The sequence below is a fragment of the Nocardia sp. CDC153 genome, from assembly GCF_035818515.1.
GTDB lineage: Bacteria > Actinomycetota > Actinomycetes > Mycobacteriales > Mycobacteriaceae > Nocardia.
The window spans coordinates 1,178,337-1,194,838 of sequence record NZ_JAYKYU010000003.1; the positions used below are offsets into that span (position 1 = coordinate 1,178,337).

At 67.1% G+C, this 16,502-nt stretch carries 15 protein-coding genes; 9 read left to right on the forward strand and 6 right to left on the reverse strand.

The window, feature by feature from the left end; genetic code table 11:
* Positions 1–96: 96 nt before the first annotated feature.
* Positions 97–594, reverse strand: a complete 498-nt coding sequence (locus tag VMT65_RS22095) for a GtrA family protein (RefSeq protein WP_326310199.1) — start codon at positions 592–594, stop codon at positions 97–99.
* A 97-nt stretch (positions 595–691) separates the two neighbouring features.
* Here VMT65_RS22095 and VMT65_RS22100 point away from each other — a divergent pair, with 97 nt between their 5' ends.
* The 3 genes from VMT65_RS22100 to VMT65_RS22110 are packed head-to-tail and all read left to right on the forward strand — an operon-like array spanning position 692 to position 4,332.
* On the forward strand, positions 692–1,651 hold the full coding sequence (locus VMT65_RS22100; RefSeq protein WP_326310200.1) for a glycosyltransferase: 960 nt from the start codon (positions 692–694) through the stop codon (positions 1,649–1,651).
* A gap of 50 nt (positions 1,652–1,701) precedes the next feature.
* Positions 1,702–3,264: a DUF2142 domain-containing protein gene (locus VMT65_RS22105; protein WP_326310201.1), complete on the forward strand. Its 1,563-nt coding sequence runs from the start codon at positions 1,702–1,704 to the stop codon at positions 3,262–3,264.
* A gap of 42 nt (positions 3,265–3,306) precedes the next feature.
* Positions 3,307–4,332, forward strand: a complete 1,026-nt coding sequence (locus VMT65_RS22110) for a hypothetical protein (protein ID WP_326310202.1) — start codon at positions 3,307–3,309, stop codon at positions 4,330–4,332.
* Here VMT65_RS22110 and rfbB read toward each other — a convergent pair.
* Positions 4,329–5,333 (reverse strand): dTDP-glucose 4,6-dehydratase, encoded by a 1,005-nt coding sequence (gene rfbB, locus VMT65_RS22115; RefSeq protein WP_326310203.1) that lies wholly within the window; start codon positions 5,331–5,333, stop codon positions 4,329–4,331. The genes VMT65_RS22110 and rfbB overlap by 4 nt on opposite strands.
* A gap of 435 nt (positions 5,334–5,768) precedes the next feature.
* On the opposite strand from rfbB, the gene VMT65_RS22120 reads away from it, so the two are divergent.
* Positions 5,769–6,491: a hypothetical protein gene (locus VMT65_RS22120; protein WP_326310204.1), complete on the forward strand. Its 723-nt coding sequence runs from the start codon at positions 5,769–5,771 to the stop codon at positions 6,489–6,491.
* A gap of 156 nt (positions 6,492–6,647) precedes the next feature.
* Here VMT65_RS22120 and VMT65_RS22125 read toward each other — a convergent pair whose 3' ends face one another.
* Entirely contained in the window at positions 6,648–7,625 is a 978-nt protein-coding gene (locus VMT65_RS22125; RefSeq protein WP_326310205.1) for an alpha/beta hydrolase, read from the reverse strand.
* A 245-nt stretch (positions 7,626–7,870) separates the two neighbouring features.
* On the opposite strand from VMT65_RS22125, the gene rfbA reads away from it, so the two are divergent.
* Positions 7,871–8,746, forward strand: coding sequence for a glucose-1-phosphate thymidylyltransferase RfbA (gene rfbA / locus VMT65_RS22130; protein ID WP_326310206.1), 876 nt, complete (start codon positions 7,871–7,873; stop codon positions 8,744–8,746).
* 3 nt (positions 8,747–8,749) lie between these two features.
* A complete protein-coding gene (locus tag VMT65_RS22135; RefSeq protein ID WP_326310207.1) occupies positions 8,750–9,316 on the forward strand; it encodes a dTDP-4-dehydrorhamnose 3,5-epimerase family protein in 567 nt (188 codons plus the stop codon).
* 97 nt (positions 9,317–9,413) lie between these two features.
* Here VMT65_RS22135 and VMT65_RS22140 read toward each other — a convergent pair whose 3' ends face one another.
* Positions 9,414–10,805: an MFS transporter gene (locus VMT65_RS22140; RefSeq protein ID WP_442790290.1), complete on the reverse strand. Its 1,392-nt coding sequence runs from the start codon at positions 10,803–10,805 to the stop codon at positions 9,414–9,416.
* A gap of 162 nt (positions 10,806–10,967) precedes the next feature.
* Between VMT65_RS22140 and VMT65_RS22145 the strand changes: the two genes are divergently transcribed.
* Positions 10,968–11,393 (forward strand): MarR family transcriptional regulator, encoded by a 426-nt coding sequence (locus tag VMT65_RS22145; RefSeq protein ID WP_326310209.1) that lies wholly within the window; start codon positions 10,968–10,970, stop codon positions 11,391–11,393.
* A gap of 22 nt (positions 11,394–11,415) precedes the next feature.
* Here the strand turns inward: VMT65_RS22145 and VMT65_RS22150 are convergent, their stop codons facing one another.
* Together VMT65_RS22150 and VMT65_RS22155 are read right to left on the reverse strand one after the other, a co-directional pair.
* Positions 11,416–12,288, reverse strand: coding sequence for a helix-turn-helix domain-containing protein (locus tag VMT65_RS22150; protein ID WP_326310210.1), 873 nt, complete (start codon positions 12,286–12,288; stop codon positions 11,416–11,418).
* A gap of 106 nt (positions 12,289–12,394) precedes the next feature.
* The gene (locus tag VMT65_RS22155) at positions 12,395–12,979 is read right to left on the reverse strand and encodes a DUF4282 domain-containing protein (RefSeq protein ID WP_326310211.1); all 585 of its coding nucleotides are present in this window, start codon (positions 12,977–12,979) and stop codon (positions 12,395–12,397) included.
* A gap of 337 nt (positions 12,980–13,316) precedes the next feature.
* Between VMT65_RS22155 and VMT65_RS22160 the strand changes: the two genes are divergently transcribed.
* Positions 13,317–13,793: a hypothetical protein gene (locus VMT65_RS22160; RefSeq protein ID WP_442790276.1), complete on the forward strand. Its 477-nt coding sequence runs from the start codon at positions 13,317–13,319 to the stop codon at positions 13,791–13,793.
* A gap of 180 nt (positions 13,794–13,973) precedes the next feature.
* A complete protein-coding gene (locus tag VMT65_RS22165; protein ID WP_326310213.1) occupies positions 13,974–16,187 on the forward strand; it encodes a molybdopterin-dependent oxidoreductase in 2,214 nt (737 codons plus the stop codon).
* The last annotated feature ends 315 nt before the right edge of the window (positions 16,188–16,502 follow it).

Consider the following 16,502-nt stretch of genomic DNA (forward strand, 5'->3'; position numbering starts at 1 on the left):
AGACACCGGCTCATCCGACGTGGTCGCACCGCCACTGTCTTGCTCGGCGGTGGCGAGAATATCAATCGCTATTGGTCGCGGCAGCGCGAACCCGCGCTAACGATCGTTTTCGGGTGTTCGCGTGAAGACGAATTTCCCGTACGCCCAGAATCGGAACCCCATGGCCACGGCCTGACCGATCAGCGTTCCGGAAACGTTGTCCGCCAACGGACTGGCCAGTCCGAGAACATAACGCGAAAAGCCGAGGCACCCGAGTTGCAGCCCGATGGCCAACACATTCAGCACCGCGTAGATGAGGATGTGCCGGGCCCCGGTATCGCCCTGGTGGTCGGAGTAGGTCCACCACTTGTTGCCGAAATAGGTGACCACCGTCGCCACACCGATGGAAATGATCTTGGCGACCAGCGGGGCGTGGAACAGCGGGCCCTCGCCGCCGAGAAAGACCAGCAGGTTGTAGGTGCCCGCGTCGACGACGAATCCGATCGCCCCGACCACCAGGAACGCCCCGCCCCGCTGCAGCAGCCCCCTGATCTTGCCGGTCAGGGAGGGATTCACCGAGGGCTCGCTCACCGTGGTGGACTCGTTCGCAGACACCGGCCGACGGTACCCCAACCCCGCCGCATCCATATTCCTGTCAAGGTCGGGTACCCTCCCGGTGTTCATATTCGCCTCCGATCAGAGGATTGACCGGGTGGACTCCACCGAGCTTCGTATTGCCGCCATTGTGCCGTGCCACAACGAAGAGGCCGCCGTCGCGAAGGTCGTCACCGACCTGAAGGCCGCCGTCCCGGGCATTGTCGTCTACGTCTACGACAATCTGAGCACCGATGCCACCGCCGAGAAGGCGCGCGCGGCCGGTGCGATCGTGCGCACCGAGAATCGCAAGGGCAAGGGCAATGTGGTCCGCCGCGCCTTCGCCGATATCGAGGCCGACGTGTACCTCATGGTCGACGGCGACGACACCTATGACGCGGCCGCGGCCCCCGAGATGATCAGGACCCTGCTCGAGGGTCCCTACGACCACGTGCTGGGCGTGCGCCGCGAGGTCGAGGCCGGATCGGCCTACCGCGCGGGCCACGAGACCGGCAACAAGGTGCTCAATGGCGTGGTGGGCAAGGTCTTCGGCGAGAACGTCGAGGACATGCTCAGCGGCTACCGGGTCTTCTCCCGGCGGTTCGTGAAGTCCTTCCCGGCCGTGTCGCGTGAATTCGAGATCGAGACCGAGCTGACCGTGCACTCGCAGCACCTGCGGGTCCCCCAGACAGCCGTGCCGGTCGGTTTTCGTGATCGGCCCGCGGGCAGCGAATCCAAGCTGCGCACCTACAGCGACGGCTTCAAGATCCTGCGCCTGATCATCGGCCTGGCCAGACACGAGCGACCGGTCGCCTTCTACGGCCTGTTCGGCACCCTGGCCTGGCTGGTCTCGGTCATCCTGATCACGCCCATAGTGATCGAGTTCTATCAGACCCACACCGTTCCGCGGTTCCCGACGTTGTTCCTCGGCTTCACACTGCTGCTGCTGGGCAGCCTGGCCTGGACCGCCGGTCTCATCCTGGACGGCATCCGCCGCTCCCGGCACGAGGCAGCTCGCCTGATGTACCTGCGTTATTCCGCGGTCGGCGAGGACAACGCGGCCGGTTCTACGCGATGACCGTGGAGCTTGCCGGACAGAACTCGAACGGCACAGCAGAATCGGACACCGTGGTTACCGAAGCGAACGAGAATCCGGCCCTCGCGGCACCGGAGAAGATTCCGGCCGCCGCACCCGAGCACCGGCCCGCCCTGCGGCGCGCGGTGATCGGCGTGGAGCGCCGGTTCGGCTCGGCGGCACTGGTTTTCCTGCTGGTCGCGGGCATTTTCGGGGCGGTGTGGTCGGTGCTCACGCCGCCGTTCTGGGGACACGACGAGATCACCCAGTTCGGCCGGGCCTACCAGGTCGCGCACGGCGGATTCCTGCCGGAGAAGATCCACGACGACCGCGGGCCCGCGTGGGGCGGTGACGTGCCCGTCAGCATCGACGCGCTGATGAGCTACGCCTTCAACGACTACCAGCGCGATCGCGACGACGAGCAGGATCCCATGGTCGCGGATCCGCACGTCTACGACCGGCTCGGCGCGGCGGCAGTGTCCACCTCCGACACCAAGCAGGTCTGGTTCACCAATACCGCCGCCTACTCCCCCATCCCGTATGTGCCTCCGGCGCTGGGTATTCGGATCGCGGAAGCCCTCGACCTGAACGCGGGCGGGATGGTGCTGGCCACCCGGTGGGCGGGGCTCATCGCGTACCTGCTGATCGTCGGCTTCGCGCTGCGCGTGCTGCGCGGGCACCGGGTGCAGTGGCTGGCGTTCACCATCGCCGTGCTGCCCATCGCGCTGTTCCAGGCCGGGACCGTCACCGCGGACACCGTCACCAACGCGCTGGCGCTGCTGGTGTCGGCGCTGGTGGTCAAGGGGTTGTTCCTGGGCGAGCGGCTGTCCAAGCCGGAGACGGTGGCCGCGCTGGCCGCCACCGTGCTGCTGCCGGTGTGCAAGCCGACCTACGTGCTGATCGCCATGCTGACCGTGCTGATTCCGGCGCGGCGCTTCGGTTTCGGGGCCGGCGAGCGGGTCGCGCCGTGGCAGCGGGTGCTGCCGTGGGCGGCCGCGGGGATCGGTGCCGTCGCGTTCGCGGTGTGGATGAAGATCGCCGCGCCGACCGGTGACGGCATGAGCCTGATGCGCCCCAAGAAGGATTGGGGCAGCGTCCGTCCGGGAGATCAGCTGCACGGCATCCTCACCGATCCCGGCCATTTCGTGCGGGTGTTCGGCGACAGCATCGCGCGCCGCGACCAGCACTGGTTCGTCCAGTTCTTCGGTGAGCTCGGCTTCTCCTACGTGGAGGTGCCCGCGCTGACCATCCTGGCGAGCCTGCTGGCCTTCACCGTGAGCGTCGGTGCGGCCGAGCGGTTCTCGCCCCGGGGCGCGAGCCGCCTGAGCACCTGGCTGGTGCTGCTGACGGTGGTCGCCAGCGTGGCCATGATCTACGTGACGCTGTACATGTCCTTCACCCCGGTCGGCTACTTCATCATCGACGGTGTGCAGGGCCGCTACTTCGTGCCGCTGGCGCTGCTGGCCCTCGCCGTGCTCTTGCGCTGGATGCCCGTGCGGCTCACCGACGCCGCCGGCCGCTTCCCGACGCGGGGCGCGGCGATCACCGTGGTGGCCGCGACCTCGGTGGCGCTCATCGCGGCGGTGGTCAAGTACTCCACCATCGTCTGGGGCTGAAACCGGCTCGCCGGGCACCGAATTCGCCGCTAGCATGCGCTGGTGGGGGTGAGGTGGTGGCGGCGCGGGTGCCGCCCCCGGCGAATAGCCTTGGGGTTGCTGGTCATTGTCTGCGTGGTGCTGACACCGGTCGGCGCGGCCGCAATCTATCTGCGGCTCGCGGACGCCGGGACACTGCGGGACGATGCTCGGACCCGGGGACGGGACGCACTCTGGCTGGGTCACGCCTGGATCGACGGGCGCAAATCCGACGCCGATCTCGCCGAGCTGGGAATTCGGCTGGCCGGAACCGGAATCGAGGATCTGTACGTCCACACCGGGCCGCTCGACAATGACGGCACACTGCGCGCGGAGCTGTATCCACAGGCCCGATGGTTCATCGACGCCGTGCATCGAAGGCTGCCGGGAATTCGCGTCCAAGCCTGGCTCGGAGATTTGCTCGCCCCCGAATTCGATGGGCTGAATACCGGTGATCCGGCGACTCGCGATCGTGTTGTCATGACATCGACCCAGGTCCTCGATCTCGGATTCGACGGTATTCACTTCGATTTCGAACCGGTGCGGTCCGGTTCGACCGGCTATATCACCCTGCTCGAGCAAGTGCGCGCGGTCACGTCGGCCCACCACGCACTGCTGTCCGTATCGGCTCCGGTTATCGATCCGCTACCCGGGTTGCATTCGGTCGGGTTGGCGCTGTTCGACCATGGGAAATGGTGGTCGCAAGACTATTTCGCGCGGGTGGCACGGCGCGTCGACCAAATCGCCGTCATGTCCTACGACACCGCCATGCCGACCCGTTCGCTCTATGGCGGATATATCGCCCAACAAACCACTCTCGCCCTCCAGGTGACACCGCCCACGGTGGACCTGCTGATGGGCCTGCCCGCCTTCCGGACCGACGGTCTCGGCCACCATGCGGCGGCCGAGACCGTGGCGGCCGGAATCCGTGGTGTCCGTGTGGGTTTGGCGCGCACCGACCGCGGCCGCCGCGCCTTCGGTGTCGCGTTGTATGTGGATTTCGCTGCCACCGAACAGGATTGGGCCGACTACCGGCGGGACTGGGCCTAGAGGACCCGTTCGCCCGCAGCGGCGTAGGCCGATTCGGTGACGGCTTTCTGTGGGCGCCACCAGGATTCGTTGTCGCGATACCAGGCGACGGTGGCGGCCAGGCCCTCGCGGAAATCGCGATAGCGCGGCTCCCAGCCAAGTTCGGTGCGCAGCAGCGAGGAGTCGATGGCGTAGCGCAGATCGTGCCCCGGACGGTCGGTGACGTGGTCGAAATCGTCGGGCGCGCGGCCGAAGGCCTGCAGGATCATCTCGACCACGGACTTGTTGTCGCGCTCGCCATCCGCGCCGATCAGGTAGGTCTGCCCGATGCGCCCGCGTTCCAGGATCTCCCATACCGCGCTGTTGTGGTCGTCCACGTGAATCCAGTCGCGCACCTGGTGGCCGCTGCCGTAGAGCCGCGGCCGCACCCCGTCGATGAGATTGGTGATCTGGCGCGGGATGAACTTCTCCACGTGCTGGTAGGGCCCATAGTTGTTGGAGCAGTTGGAGATTGTGGCCCGCACCCCGAACGAGCGCACCCACGCGCGGACCAGCATGTCGCTCGAGGCCTTGCTGGCCGAGTAGGGGCTCGACGGGTTGTAGGGCGTGCTCTCGTCGAATGCCTTGGGGTCGTCGAGTTCCAGATCGCCGTACACCTCGTCGGTGGAGATGTGGTGATAGCGCACCTGGTGTCGGCGCACCGCCTGGAGTAGCGAATAGGTGCCGATGATATTGGTCTGGACAAACGGCCACGGGTCGGCCAGCGAATTGTCATTGTGTGATTCGGCGGCGAAATGCACGACCGCGTCCACACCGCCGACCAGGCGATCCACCAGCGCGGTGTCGGCGATGTCGCCGTGCACGAACTCGATTCGGTCCGCGACCGGGTCGAGCGAGGCCCGGTTACCCGCATAGGTGAGTTTGTCCAGCACGGTGACGTGCACACCCGAACGCATGGTCACGGTCTGATGGACGAAGTTCGCGCCGATGAACCCGGCGCCTCCGGTTACGAGCAGTCGCACACCGAAACACTACGTCGGCCGGGGCCGACGCCGACGTCGGGTCGAGGAAGTTGCCTTCTTTACACCAAACCGACTCTCGACGTGCGCGGAATCGGTCATCCGGGTGAAACATATGTACTTAATTGAAAGGCCGACCCCAGGCTGAAATGACGACATTTGGTGTCCTCACCGTGACAAACACGGCGAAGCGGTCACGACTTTGCAAGCGACAGCTGTGACCTTCGTCACATACCGGTTCTCAGGTAACGATCAGCCTGATCAGATATACGCGCGAAAACCTTTCGCATGCAGTGGTTTTCCACTACCTTGCAGACCGCACGATCCTGATGGTGAACAAAATTTGAACGAACGGTCACGATGGGTTCACCGCTCGTTAGCTGTCCTCCATTTCGATTCGTGTTGTCCCCCCGAGCTCTTCGATGAGGTTTCTAGACAATGCTGATGAGGAAGTTTGCCGCCACTGCGGCGCTGGTGACCGCCGCTGTGGCCGTTACCGCTGGCACCGTGAACGCCGCCCCCGCGGCCGACGCGAACGCGCCGATCAACTACACCGCCACCAACACCGAGACCAACACGGTCATCCGCACGGATGCCGGTTCGCTGGTCGTGGAGAACGGCAACTTCGAGATCAAGGCCGCCAACGGCAACGTTGTCGCCGGTATGCCGCTGCAGCTGAAGGTGGACGACTTCACCTTCCCGATCGCCGCCGACATCTCGGGCAACACCGCGACCCTGACCCCGCAGGTCGACATGGACCACGCCCAGTACACCCCGGAGAACGTCAAGGACGTCGCTCTGCCGTACGAGGACCAGGCTCCGTGGAAGTCGGACTACGACCGTGAGCAGGCCGCCTGGAACCGCATGAAGGACACCATCTCCACCGGTGCCACCATCGGCACCCTGGTCGGTGGCCTCGGTGGCGCGGCCCTGGGCTGCGTCCTCGGTGGCATCATGGGCGCGGGCGCTGCCTCGGCCACCATCGTCGGCCTCTTCGGTCCGTTCATCCCGGCCGCCGCCATCGGCTGCCTCGGTGGCATGGCCGCCGTCGGCTTCCTGGGCACCATCGCCGGTCAGCTGTTCGTGACCGCCCCGGTCGCGATCGCCGCCGCGATCCAGTACTTCTCGACCATCAACGGGCCGCACATCCAGTCCAAGTAATACGCGGACCGCAGCTCTACGAAACCCCCGCCCGGATCATCCGGGTGGGGGTTTCGCTCGTCCGGGAGCAGATGTGGGGCCCGAGGCCGGACCGCCCCGAGCCCCACATCATCAATCAGGCTCTGATCGAACCGATTACGCGCGCGGATGGTCCGCCTACGCGGTGCGCGCGATCTGCTCGGCGGCGAGCCGCTCGCGCACGAAGCGCGCCACATGCGCCAGGGCGGCCCGACTCTCGGGCATGTTCGGGAAGATCGCCGGGAAGGCGTGCACCTGCCCGCGCCAGATTTCGAGGGTGGCGGGCACGCCCGACTGGGCCAGGCGCTGGGCCATGATCTCGCTGTCGTGCCGCAGCACCTCGTCCTCGGCGATGATGAGCAGCGCGGGCGGCAGCCCCGCGAGCACATTGTTGACCGGTGACATGCGCGGATCCAGTCGGCCGTCGACCTCCGCGCCGATCTTGACGACGGATTCCAAGGCGGACAACGGAATCAGGGCATCGCGGCGGTAGTTGGGGTGAGCGCGCTTCTCGGTGCAGTCCAGATCGAGCGCGGGGCTCAGCCCGACCAGCCCGGCGGGGACGGGGAGTCCGGTGTCGCGGGCGCGCAGGGCGGTGGCGAAGGTCATGTAGCCGCCCGCGGAGTCACCGGCGAACACCACGCGCGCGGCCGGAACACCGTGCACCAGTAGCCATTTGTAGGCGGTCAGGCAGTCCTCGACGGAGCCGTTGATGTCGGTCTTCGGCAGCTGCCGGTATTCCACGCTCACCACCGGCAGTCCGGTGCGCCGGGCCAGCGCCGCCACGACCGGGCGGTGGGTGTCGAGCCCGCACAGGAAGAAGCCGCCGCCGTGCATGTAGAGCACCGCGCCGTCGCGCAATGACCTACTGGCACCGGCGGGCCGGACGATCTCGATGCGGAAACCCTTGAGCCGCACTTCCTCCCGTTCCACCCCGCGTGGGTTCGGGCGGAGTTTGGCCAGGCTGTTGATGACGGCGTTGACCACCGGCATCGAGCCCACCGTGACCGTCGCGCGGTCACCGGCGGGCCGGATCACGGTGCGGGAGAAGACTGTCAGGCTGCGCGCGGCGGCGCTGGTCCGGTCGGGGTTCTGGACGGGCGTGTCGTGAGTCATCGCGCACCTACCTCGTTGTTGGCGCGCCGAGCCGTTCGTCCGGAAGAGACCGAGGGCTCGGCAAACCCGGCGCGCGAGAGTCGGCGCTGACATCTCACATAGCGTCATTTCAGAACACCATGAGAACGTGACCTACGCAACAGAAATCGCCAGATCGGGCCGCCGGTAAACGGGCGTGATCGATTCGAAGTCGACTCGGAACCTGACCGCCGCGCTCCGCGATCGAACTGGCAGACTGTCGTGACATGCGCGGAATCATCCTGGCCGGGGGCACCGGATCACGGTTGCACCCGATCACGCGCGGGGTGAGCAAACAGCTGGTCCCGGTGTACGACAAGCCGATGGTGTACTACCCCCTGTCCACCCTCATGCTGGCGGGGATCCGGGACATTCTGGTGATCACCACCCCGGAGGACAACGAGGCCTTCACCCGGTTGCTGGGCGATGGCAGCCAGTTCGGCGTCTCCATCACCTATGTGGTGCAGCCCGAGCCGGACGGCCTGGCCCGCGCCTTCGTGCTGGGGGCCGACCACGTCGGCACCGATACCGCCGCACTGGTGCTGGGCGACAATATCTTCCACGGCCCGGGCCTGGGCACCCAGCTGCAGACCTTCCACGATCTCGACGGCGGCGCGGTCTTCGCCTACCGGGTCTCGGATCCGACCGCCTACGGCGTGGTCGAATTCGCCGACGGCCGGGCCATTTCCATTGAGGAGAAGCCCAAACAGCCGCGCTCCAACTACGCGATTCCCGGCCTGTACTTCTACGACAACGATGTGCTCGCCATCGCCCGCGACCTGAAGCCCTCGGACCGCGGCGAATACGAGATCACCGATATCAACCGCGCCTACCTGGAGCAGGGCCGCCTGCAGGTTCAGGTCTTGACCCGCGGCAGCGCCTGGCTCGACACCGGCACCTTCGACTCCCTGCTGGACGCCGCCAATTACGTGCGCACCATCGAGGAGCGCCAGGGCCTCAAGATCGGTGTGCCCGAAGAGGTGGCCTGGCGGCTCGGCTTCATCGACGACGATCACCTGACCCGACTGGCCGAACCGCTGGTGCGCTCGGGATACGGCAAATACCTGCTGGGCCTGCTGGACCACGGGCGAACCTGGGAGTAGGGCATGCGCATTCGGGAACTGTCGATACCCGGCTCGTGGGAGTTCACGCCCCGGCTGCGCGGCGACGATCGCGGGGTCTTCTACGAGTCGTTCAAGGCCTCGGAATTCGAGAAGGCGGTGGGCCGCCCCTTCGATCTGCTGCAGGTCAATATCTCGACCTCGGCGGCGGGCGTGCTGCGCGGCATCCACTACACCGAGAACCCGCCCGGCCAGGCCAAATACGTGACCTGCGTGCGCGGGGCGTTCCTGGACGTGGTGGTGGATCTGCGCCGCGACTCGCCGACCTTCGGCACCTGGGACGCGGTCGTCATCGACGATGTGGAGCGCAAGGCGGTGTATCTGGCCGAGGGCCTGGGTCATGCGCTGCTCTCGCTCGAGGACGGTTCGACCGTCAACTACCTGTGCTCGCTCGAGTACTCCCCCGAATTCGACCGGGACCTGGACGCTTTCGATCCGGACCTGGGGATCGAGTGGCCGACCGTCGGCCGCAATGGCGAACCCCTCGAGTTCATCCGGTCCGCCAAGGACGCGGCGGCCCCGCGCCTGGCGGACCTGAAGCAGCCGCACTGACGAAACGACGAAGGGGCGCACCGCGATCGCGGTGCGCCCCTTCTTTTTTCCAGGTGACGGCCGGGCCCGTGTGAGCGGCGGGCCCGGCCGATGGGTACTAGCCGACCAGTTCGACCTCCAGCTCACGGGCCTCCTGGCGGCGGGCCCGCAGCTTGGGCAGGAAGACCGTCAGGGCCACCAGGGCTCCGACAATCGACACGCCGGCGGCGAATTCCAGGCCGGGACGGTAGGTGTCGAGCATGGCCGCGGGGGTCGGGTTGCTCGGCACGCTCGAGGTGACGATGGCGGTGGTCACCGCGAGCACGATGGCCGCGCCGACCTGCATGGCGGTCTGCAGCACACCGGCCGCCAGACCCTGCTCGTCATCCTCGATGCCGCTGGTGGCCTGAATGTTGATGGCCGGGAAGCCGACCCAGCCGATGCCGACCAGCAGCACCGCGGGCAGCAGCACGGTCAGGTAGGACGGGGCGGTGTCGATGCGCAGGTACATCAGGTAGCCCACGGCCATGACCACCATGGTGATGGCGATGATCGGGCCGGTGCCGAAGCGGTCCACGAGCTTGTCGGAGACGAAGGCCGAGGCGACCACCAGCAGGCCGACCGGCAGCAGCGCCATCGACAGCTTCAGCGGCGACCAGCCCAGGGTGTCCTGCAGGTACAGCGTGGTGATGAACTGCCAGCTGAAGTACGAGCCGCCGACCGCGATGATGGCCAGGCTGGCCCGGACCAGGGTGCCCTTGCGCAGGATGCCCAGCCGCACCAGCGGGTAGCGCACCTTGTTCTCGGTGTAGACGAACGCGGCGCCCAGCACGGCCACGGCGATGAACGATCCGATGGTGCGGGCCGAGCCCCAGCCCGCCTGCGGCGCGGAGACCACGGTGTAGACCAGCAGCAGCATGGTGGCGGTGGACAGCAGCGCGCCGAGCAGATCGTGGCCGCCCTCCTCGGCGGGCTTGTCCTTGGGGACAACGAAATACGCGGAGATCAGCGCGGCCGCGGCAACCGGGACCGGGAGCAGGAAGGTCCAGCGCCAGCCGAGGCCGGTCATCAGGCCGCCGAACAGCAGGCCCATGGAGTAGCCGCCGGCGCCGAAGACGGTGTAGATGGACAGCGCCTTGTTGCGGGCGGGTCCCTCGGCGAAGTTGGTGGTGATGATGGACAGACCGGTCGGCGCGGTGAACGCGGCGGCCAGGCCCTTCACGAAGCGGGTCAGGATCAGCAGGGCCGGGGAGCTCACCAAAGCTCCCGCCAGCGAGGCCAATCCGAACACGGCCAGGGCGATGAGGAAGACCTTGCGGCGACCCAGCAGATCGGCGGTGCGGCCGCCCAGCAGCAGCAGGCCGCCGTAGCCGAGCACGTAACCGCTGACCAGCCACTGCAGGGTGGAGGTCTGAATGTGGAGTTCGGTGCCGATGGACGGCAGCGCGACGCCGATCATCGACACGTCGAGGCCGTCGAGGAACAGCACGATGCACAGGGTGATGAGCATGCCCCAGAGCCGACCGGTCCATTGCGTGGTGTCGGCCGCGGTGCTCACTGCGGGGCGAATCTCGGTGGAAGTCACGAGAAGCGACAGTACATGCACGCGCATCAAATGCACAAGCATTTAATGCGGTTGCATGGTTTGGCCGGAACCACTAGGATGGGCCGCATGCCGAAGCCGACAGCGCCTGTCGACCGGCCCGTGGCAACGTCTTTCGAGACGTCCGGGCTGGTGGGCGAATGGCGCGATCTGCTCGCCCGGCACGCGACGACCTCGTGCGCCCTGGAAAAGGAACTGCAAGGCCGCCACCACATCGGGCTCAGCGAATTCGAAACCCTCGACCGCCTCGTCGAAGCCGGCAGCGACAGCTGCAAGATGAGCGATCTCGCCAATGACATCTATCTGAGCCAGAGTGCGCTCTCGCGCACCGTGGCTCGGCTCGAGCGCGACGGTCTCGTCGATCGCACCCTGTGTACCGAGGATCGCCGGGCGATCTTCGTGTGCCTCACCGACAAGGGGCGCGAACTGCACAGGCAAGCCGCGCCCACCCACCGGGAAGTGCTCGCGGAGACCCTGGGGTCCCCGCAGGCCTGAGCCGGATGGCGGCGAGTTTTTGCTAGACGGCGGCGCGTAGGGTGTCGATCACCGGAAGCGCCGCCACCGCAAGGGAACTCACGCCCGTGAAGGCCTCGCGGTAGCGCTCCACCTCGTGCTCCTTGTCCAGATACGAGGAGCCGGTGAGGGATTCCACGTAGACCACCGGGGGCTCGGTGGGTTCGCCTGCGGCAGTGGGGAATTCGAGCAAGACGAACCGACCGGCATCCATGCCGTGGTGGTAGCCGCAATCGGCGGGCTGCACCCGCAGCCGGACATTGGGCAGTTCACCGAACGCGCGCAACCGGTCCAGCTGACCGCGGGTCACTTCGTCGCCGCCGATGCGATGCCACAGCACCGCCTCGGAGATCACCACATCCAGCTGCAGCGGCGATTCGGTGCGCGTGATCAGGGACTGGCGCGCCAGGCGCACCCGCACCCGCCGGTCCATCTGTTCGGTCGAGATGCCCGGGTAGGCCCCGGCGAGCACCGCGCGCATGTACTGCTCGGTCTGCAAAAGCCCTGGCACCAGCTCGTTCTCGTAGGTGGTGAGCCGCCCGGCGGCCTCCTCGAGGCCGATGTAGACCTCGTAGCCCTCGTCGATCACATCGCTGAATTCCGTCCACCAGCCGCGGGCCTTGGTCTCGCGGGCCAGCGTGGTGAGCGGTTCGATGGCGTCCTCGGGGGCACCGTAAATCCGGCACATGGCCTCGACGTCCAGGCTGCGTAAAGAGGTCTGCCCGGTTTCGATGCGCCAGATCTTGGCCTCGGACCATTCCAGGCGCTGCGCGGCCACCCGGGTCGTCATCCGTGCGCGATTACGCAGGTCGCGCAGGTGTCGGCCGAGCTGCCGACGCGGCACGGTCGATCCGGTAATCCCCTGCGGTAGAGCCATTCGTCCCCCTATACCAGTGTTGCGATCGCATTGTTGCACAGGAAAACTCAGCGATCCATGGACGCGGGACGCGGCCGGGTGGTTAGGATGGCGACCTTTATCAAGGCTACTTCCTCGACGACCGCCTGCGGAAGCGCCAGAACTGCACGGCCTGAACATCTTTCGAGAGCTGATTGACCGGTTCCGCCACATCCGAGAGCGCCTGGAACAGATCGTCGGCCATATCGGAGATGTGCGAGACGCGGGCGGCCAGCCGGGAGGCGTTGAGCACGAACTCCAGCAGCAGGCGCACCGTCGCGGCGATCACCAGGCCCAGCGGAATCGCGAACACCACCGCGAAGACGATGCCCAGCCAGGCCGAAATCCGCCACAGCCCTACGGTTCCCACGATCGGAATGGCGATGGCGCCCGCCAGGCCCAGCAGATACGCCAGCGGCAGCAGGGTGCGGGTCGCGGCGCGGTGGAATTGCACGTCCAGCAGGGCGCGCGCGGCGTCCACGCTCCAGGAGCCGAAAGCGCTTGGGCTGGCGAAGGGTTCGACCGGTTCCTCGGCGGTCTCCTCGGCGGCGATGCGCCGGGACATGCGCCGCGTCGCGGACTCCTTGAAGGCCGCCCAGCGGCCCTCGGTGATGATCTCGTCGAACTCCTCGAATTCGGCGTCGGCGGTGTTCCCACCCGATTGGTCGGCCATGCCGACGATCTCCTCTCCCGCAGACCTTTTCGGCGGATCCAGTGTCTCCGGTGTCACGGGGCGGGGGCAGTCCGAGACAGTGTGTTGTAGAACACGTCCCGCCCCTGCGCCCGTGTCGGGCCACGAGGGGGCTCCAGCGCCCTTGACACCGTTGCCGCAGGCAGATCCGTTGTAGAGGGGTGGCGTCTCTTCTGCGACAACTTCACTAATGGGTCAAAACAGACCGGGCAACCGCCGATTCGGCACACAACCGGACCTTTGGTGAAAAAGGGTGTGTAACGACCCGGACGCCTCCCGCCGATACGTCGCACAGAGCAGGAACTAGATCTACCGGGGAATGGAGAATCCAGTGCGTACGACGTTTTCGTCTTCCGTTGCGGAATCTGCGCAGGACTACATCCGGCGCGGCTGGACGGTCGCCGAAACCGCCAATGGCATCTGCCTGGTCACCGACGACGAGATCTCGGGCATCGAGGTCACCGGCGAGACCGCCGCGTTCGTGCGCCGCTACCTGCGTGCCAATGATCTGACCGGTCCGGTCATCGAGATCCCGGGCGCCGAGCGCCGCGAGATCCACCTGGTGACCGGGCTGCGCAAGGCCGAGCGCGCCATCGAGGCGCTGCGCGAGGCCGGTGTCACCGTCCACACCGACGGCGCGGGCATCCCGCTGCCGCCGAGCAAGCTGTCCGCCGGTGCGGCCTGCTGGGGCGTCGCCCCGCACGAGGCCCGCTGGGTCCCGCCGGTGGTGGCCATCGCCGCCGCGGTCCGCGCCGCCGCCAAGGGCGCTACCAAGGCCGCGCGTATCGCCTCCTGATACCGGCTTTAAGAACGACGCGAAACCCGCGAGTGCACCCCGGCGCTCGCGGGTTTCGCTGTATCCGGCTCGAAACGTTGCGAATTCAGAGATAACGGACATGGCCCGAGGCCCCGGCATCGGAAACGCGAGTGGCACCGCGGGTGTTTCGCCCGAGCCGCCTCCGGGCGATCATGGGGTATGACCCACGTCACGGACAGCCCCCGGACACTGCTACGCACCTGCCCGCTCTGCGAGGCCGTGTGCGGCCTCGAAATCACCCTCGACAGCGCCGATCGCGTCACCTCGGTACGCGGCGATCACGCCGATCCCTTCAGCAAGGGCTTCCTCTGCCCCAAGGGCGCGACCCTGGGCCATCTCGACGCCGATCCGGATCGACTGACCGCGCCCATGATTCGCGATCGCGCCACCGACACTTGGCGCACGGTGAGCTGGGACGAGGCGTTCGGGGTGATCCGGGAACGGCTGCCGCGGGTCTCGGCCGCGCACGGCAATCAGGCGGTCGGGCTGTACCTGGGCAATCCCAATGCCCACACGGTGGCCGGGGCGCTGTACGTGCCGCTGCTGATCCGGGCGTTGGCCACCCGGAGCCTGTTCTCGGCCAGCACCGCCGACCAGATGCCCAAGCAGGTGGCGAGCGGACTCATGTTCGGCGATCCGCTCACCGTGGCGGTGCCGGATCTGGATCGCACCGACTATCTGCTCATGCTGGGCGCGAATCCCCTGGAATCCAACGGATCACTGTGCACCGCACCGGATTTCCCTGGCCGGCTGAAGGCGCTGCGGCAGCGCGGCGGGCGCTTCGTGGTGGTGGACCCGCGACGCACCCGCACCGCCAAACTGGCCGATGAGCATGTGTTCGTGCGGCCGGGCAGCGACGCCTACCTGCTGTTCGGGATCGTGCACACGCTGTTCGCCGAGCAGCTCGTCGAGGTGCGGGTCGAGGTGAACGGGCTGGACGAAGTGCGCGCCGCCGCGGTCGATTTCACGCCGGAGCTGGTCGCCGAGCGGACCGGGGTTCCGGCCGAGACCATCGTGCGCCTCGCCCGCGAGCTGGCCGCCGCGCCGACCGCGGCCGTCTACGCCCGAATCGGCACCTGCACGGCCGAATTCGGGACGCTCACGCAGTGGCTGGTGGATGTGATCAACGCGCTCACCGGCAATCTCGACGCGCCCGGCGGGGCCATGTTCGCCACCGGGGCCGCCCTGGGCATCGTGCGCACGCGGCCGTTCCGGACCGCGCGCTGGGGCAGCCGGGTGCGCGGATTGCCCGAGGCCATGGGCGAATTGCCGGTGGCGACACTGGCCGACGAGATTCTCACCCCGGGTGACGGGCAGATTCGGGCCATGGTGACCGTCGCGGGCAATCCGGTGTTGTCCGCGCCCAGCGGCGCGCGGCTGGACGCCGCCTTCGCCGGGCTCGACTTCATGGTGAGCGTGGACCGCTACCTCAACGAGACCACCCGGCACGCCGACGTCATCCTGCCGCCCCCGCGCATTCTGCAGTCGCCGCACTACGATTTCGCGCTGCTCAACTTCGCGGTGCACAACTACGCGCGGTACTCGCGGCCGCTGGTGCCGCTGGCCGACGGCGAGATGTCCGAGGCGGAGGTGCTGGCGCGGCTGGCGCTCGCGGTCTCCGGTCAGGAGCCGCAACCGGGTCTGGATCCGCTGACCGTGGTCGACGAGATCGTCATCGCGGGGACCCTGCACAAGGCGGGCATGGCCGATCGGCGCAAGGAACTGCTGGGCGAGAACACCACCGAGCAGCGCATCGACATGATGCTGCGGCTCGGACCCTTCGGCGAGTGGGCGTCGACTCCCGATGACACCAACGAGTGGCGCGGCAAGCTGAATCTCCAGGTGCTGCTGGACAATCCGCACGGCATCGACCTGGGTCCGCTGGAATCCCGGCTGCCCGGCGTGCTGCGGACCGCCTCCCGCAAGGTCGAACTCGCGCCCGCCGAAATGCTGGCCGATCTGGAACGTCTGCGGGCCCGGCTGCGGGCCGAGCAGCCCGAGATGGTGCTGGTCGGTCGGCGACAGCTGCGATCCAACAACAGCTGGTTGCACAATGTCCCACCGCTGGTGGGCGGATCGAACAAGTGCACCTTGCACATTCATCCCCAGGACGCGGCCCGGCTCGGGTTGAACGGCACCGCCATCGTGAAATCGGCGGCGGGCACGCTGACCGTGGAGGTCGAGCCGACCGACGACATCATGCCCGGGGTGGTGAGCCTGCCGCACGGGTGGGGACACGAGGACAGCACCCAGTCGGTGGCGCGGGCGCACGCGGGCGTCAATGCCAATGCGCTGACCGATGATTCGCTGGTGGACGCGCCGTCCGGCAATGCGATCTTCAATGGGGTGCCGGTGACTCTTACGCGCGGTTGAATATTAAAGACCTTTCGGTATTAATGTTTCGCGTACCGAAGATCGGTCACAACTAGGGGGATGACAGGCGGAGAGTGCGGTCCAAAACTCCGCAAAAAGGACAAAGCAGGAATGCGAAATCCCCGGGGCCCCTGGGGATCTCGCGCACCCGCGACCCGAAACCCCCCATAGCATCCCCGCAGTTAAGGGACAAAGGTCCCTTGCGGACCCTTTCATCCGGGAGGATCCTCCCCCGGGAAGGTTTGTCCGGCTGCAGTCGAGGTCGCCCCACCAGGGCGGATCCGCCGGTTCACGCATTCGCCACACGAAAATAGT

Coding starts and splice junctions, on each gene's coding strand:
- VMT65_RS22120 (WP_326310204.1), top strand. CDS start 5,769: ATGCTGATGAGGAAGTTTGCCGCCACTGCGGCGCTGGTGACCGCCGCT.
- VMT65_RS22125 (WP_326310205.1), bottom strand. CDS start 7,625: ATGACTCACGACACGCCCGTCCAGAACCCCGACCGGACCAGCGCCGCC.
- rfbA (WP_326310206.1), top strand. CDS start 7,871: ATGCGCGGAATCATCCTGGCCGGGGGCACCGGATCACGGTTGCACCCG.
- VMT65_RS22135 (WP_326310207.1), top strand. CDS start 8,750: ATGCGCATTCGGGAACTGTCGATACCCGGCTCGTGGGAGTTCACGCCC.
- VMT65_RS22140 (WP_442790290.1), bottom strand. CDS start 10,805: ATGCTCATCACCCTGTGCATCGTGCTGTTCCTCGACGGCCTCGACGTG.
- VMT65_RS22145 (WP_326310209.1), top strand. CDS start 10,968: ATGCCGAAGCCGACAGCGCCTGTCGACCGGCCCGTGGCAACGTCTTTC.
- VMT65_RS22150 (WP_326310210.1), bottom strand. CDS start 12,288: ATGGCTCTACCGCAGGGGATTACCGGATCGACCGTGCCGCGTCGGCAG.
- VMT65_RS22155 (WP_326310211.1), bottom strand. CDS start 12,979: ATGGCCGACCAATCGGGTGGGAACACCGCCGACGCCGAATTCGAGGAG.
- VMT65_RS22160 (WP_442790276.1), top strand. CDS start 13,317: ATGGAGAATCCAGTGCGTACGACGTTTTCGTCTTCCGTTGCGGAATCT.
- VMT65_RS22165 (WP_326310213.1), top strand. CDS start 13,974: ATGACCCACGTCACGGACAGCCCCCGGACACTGCTACGCACCTGCCCG.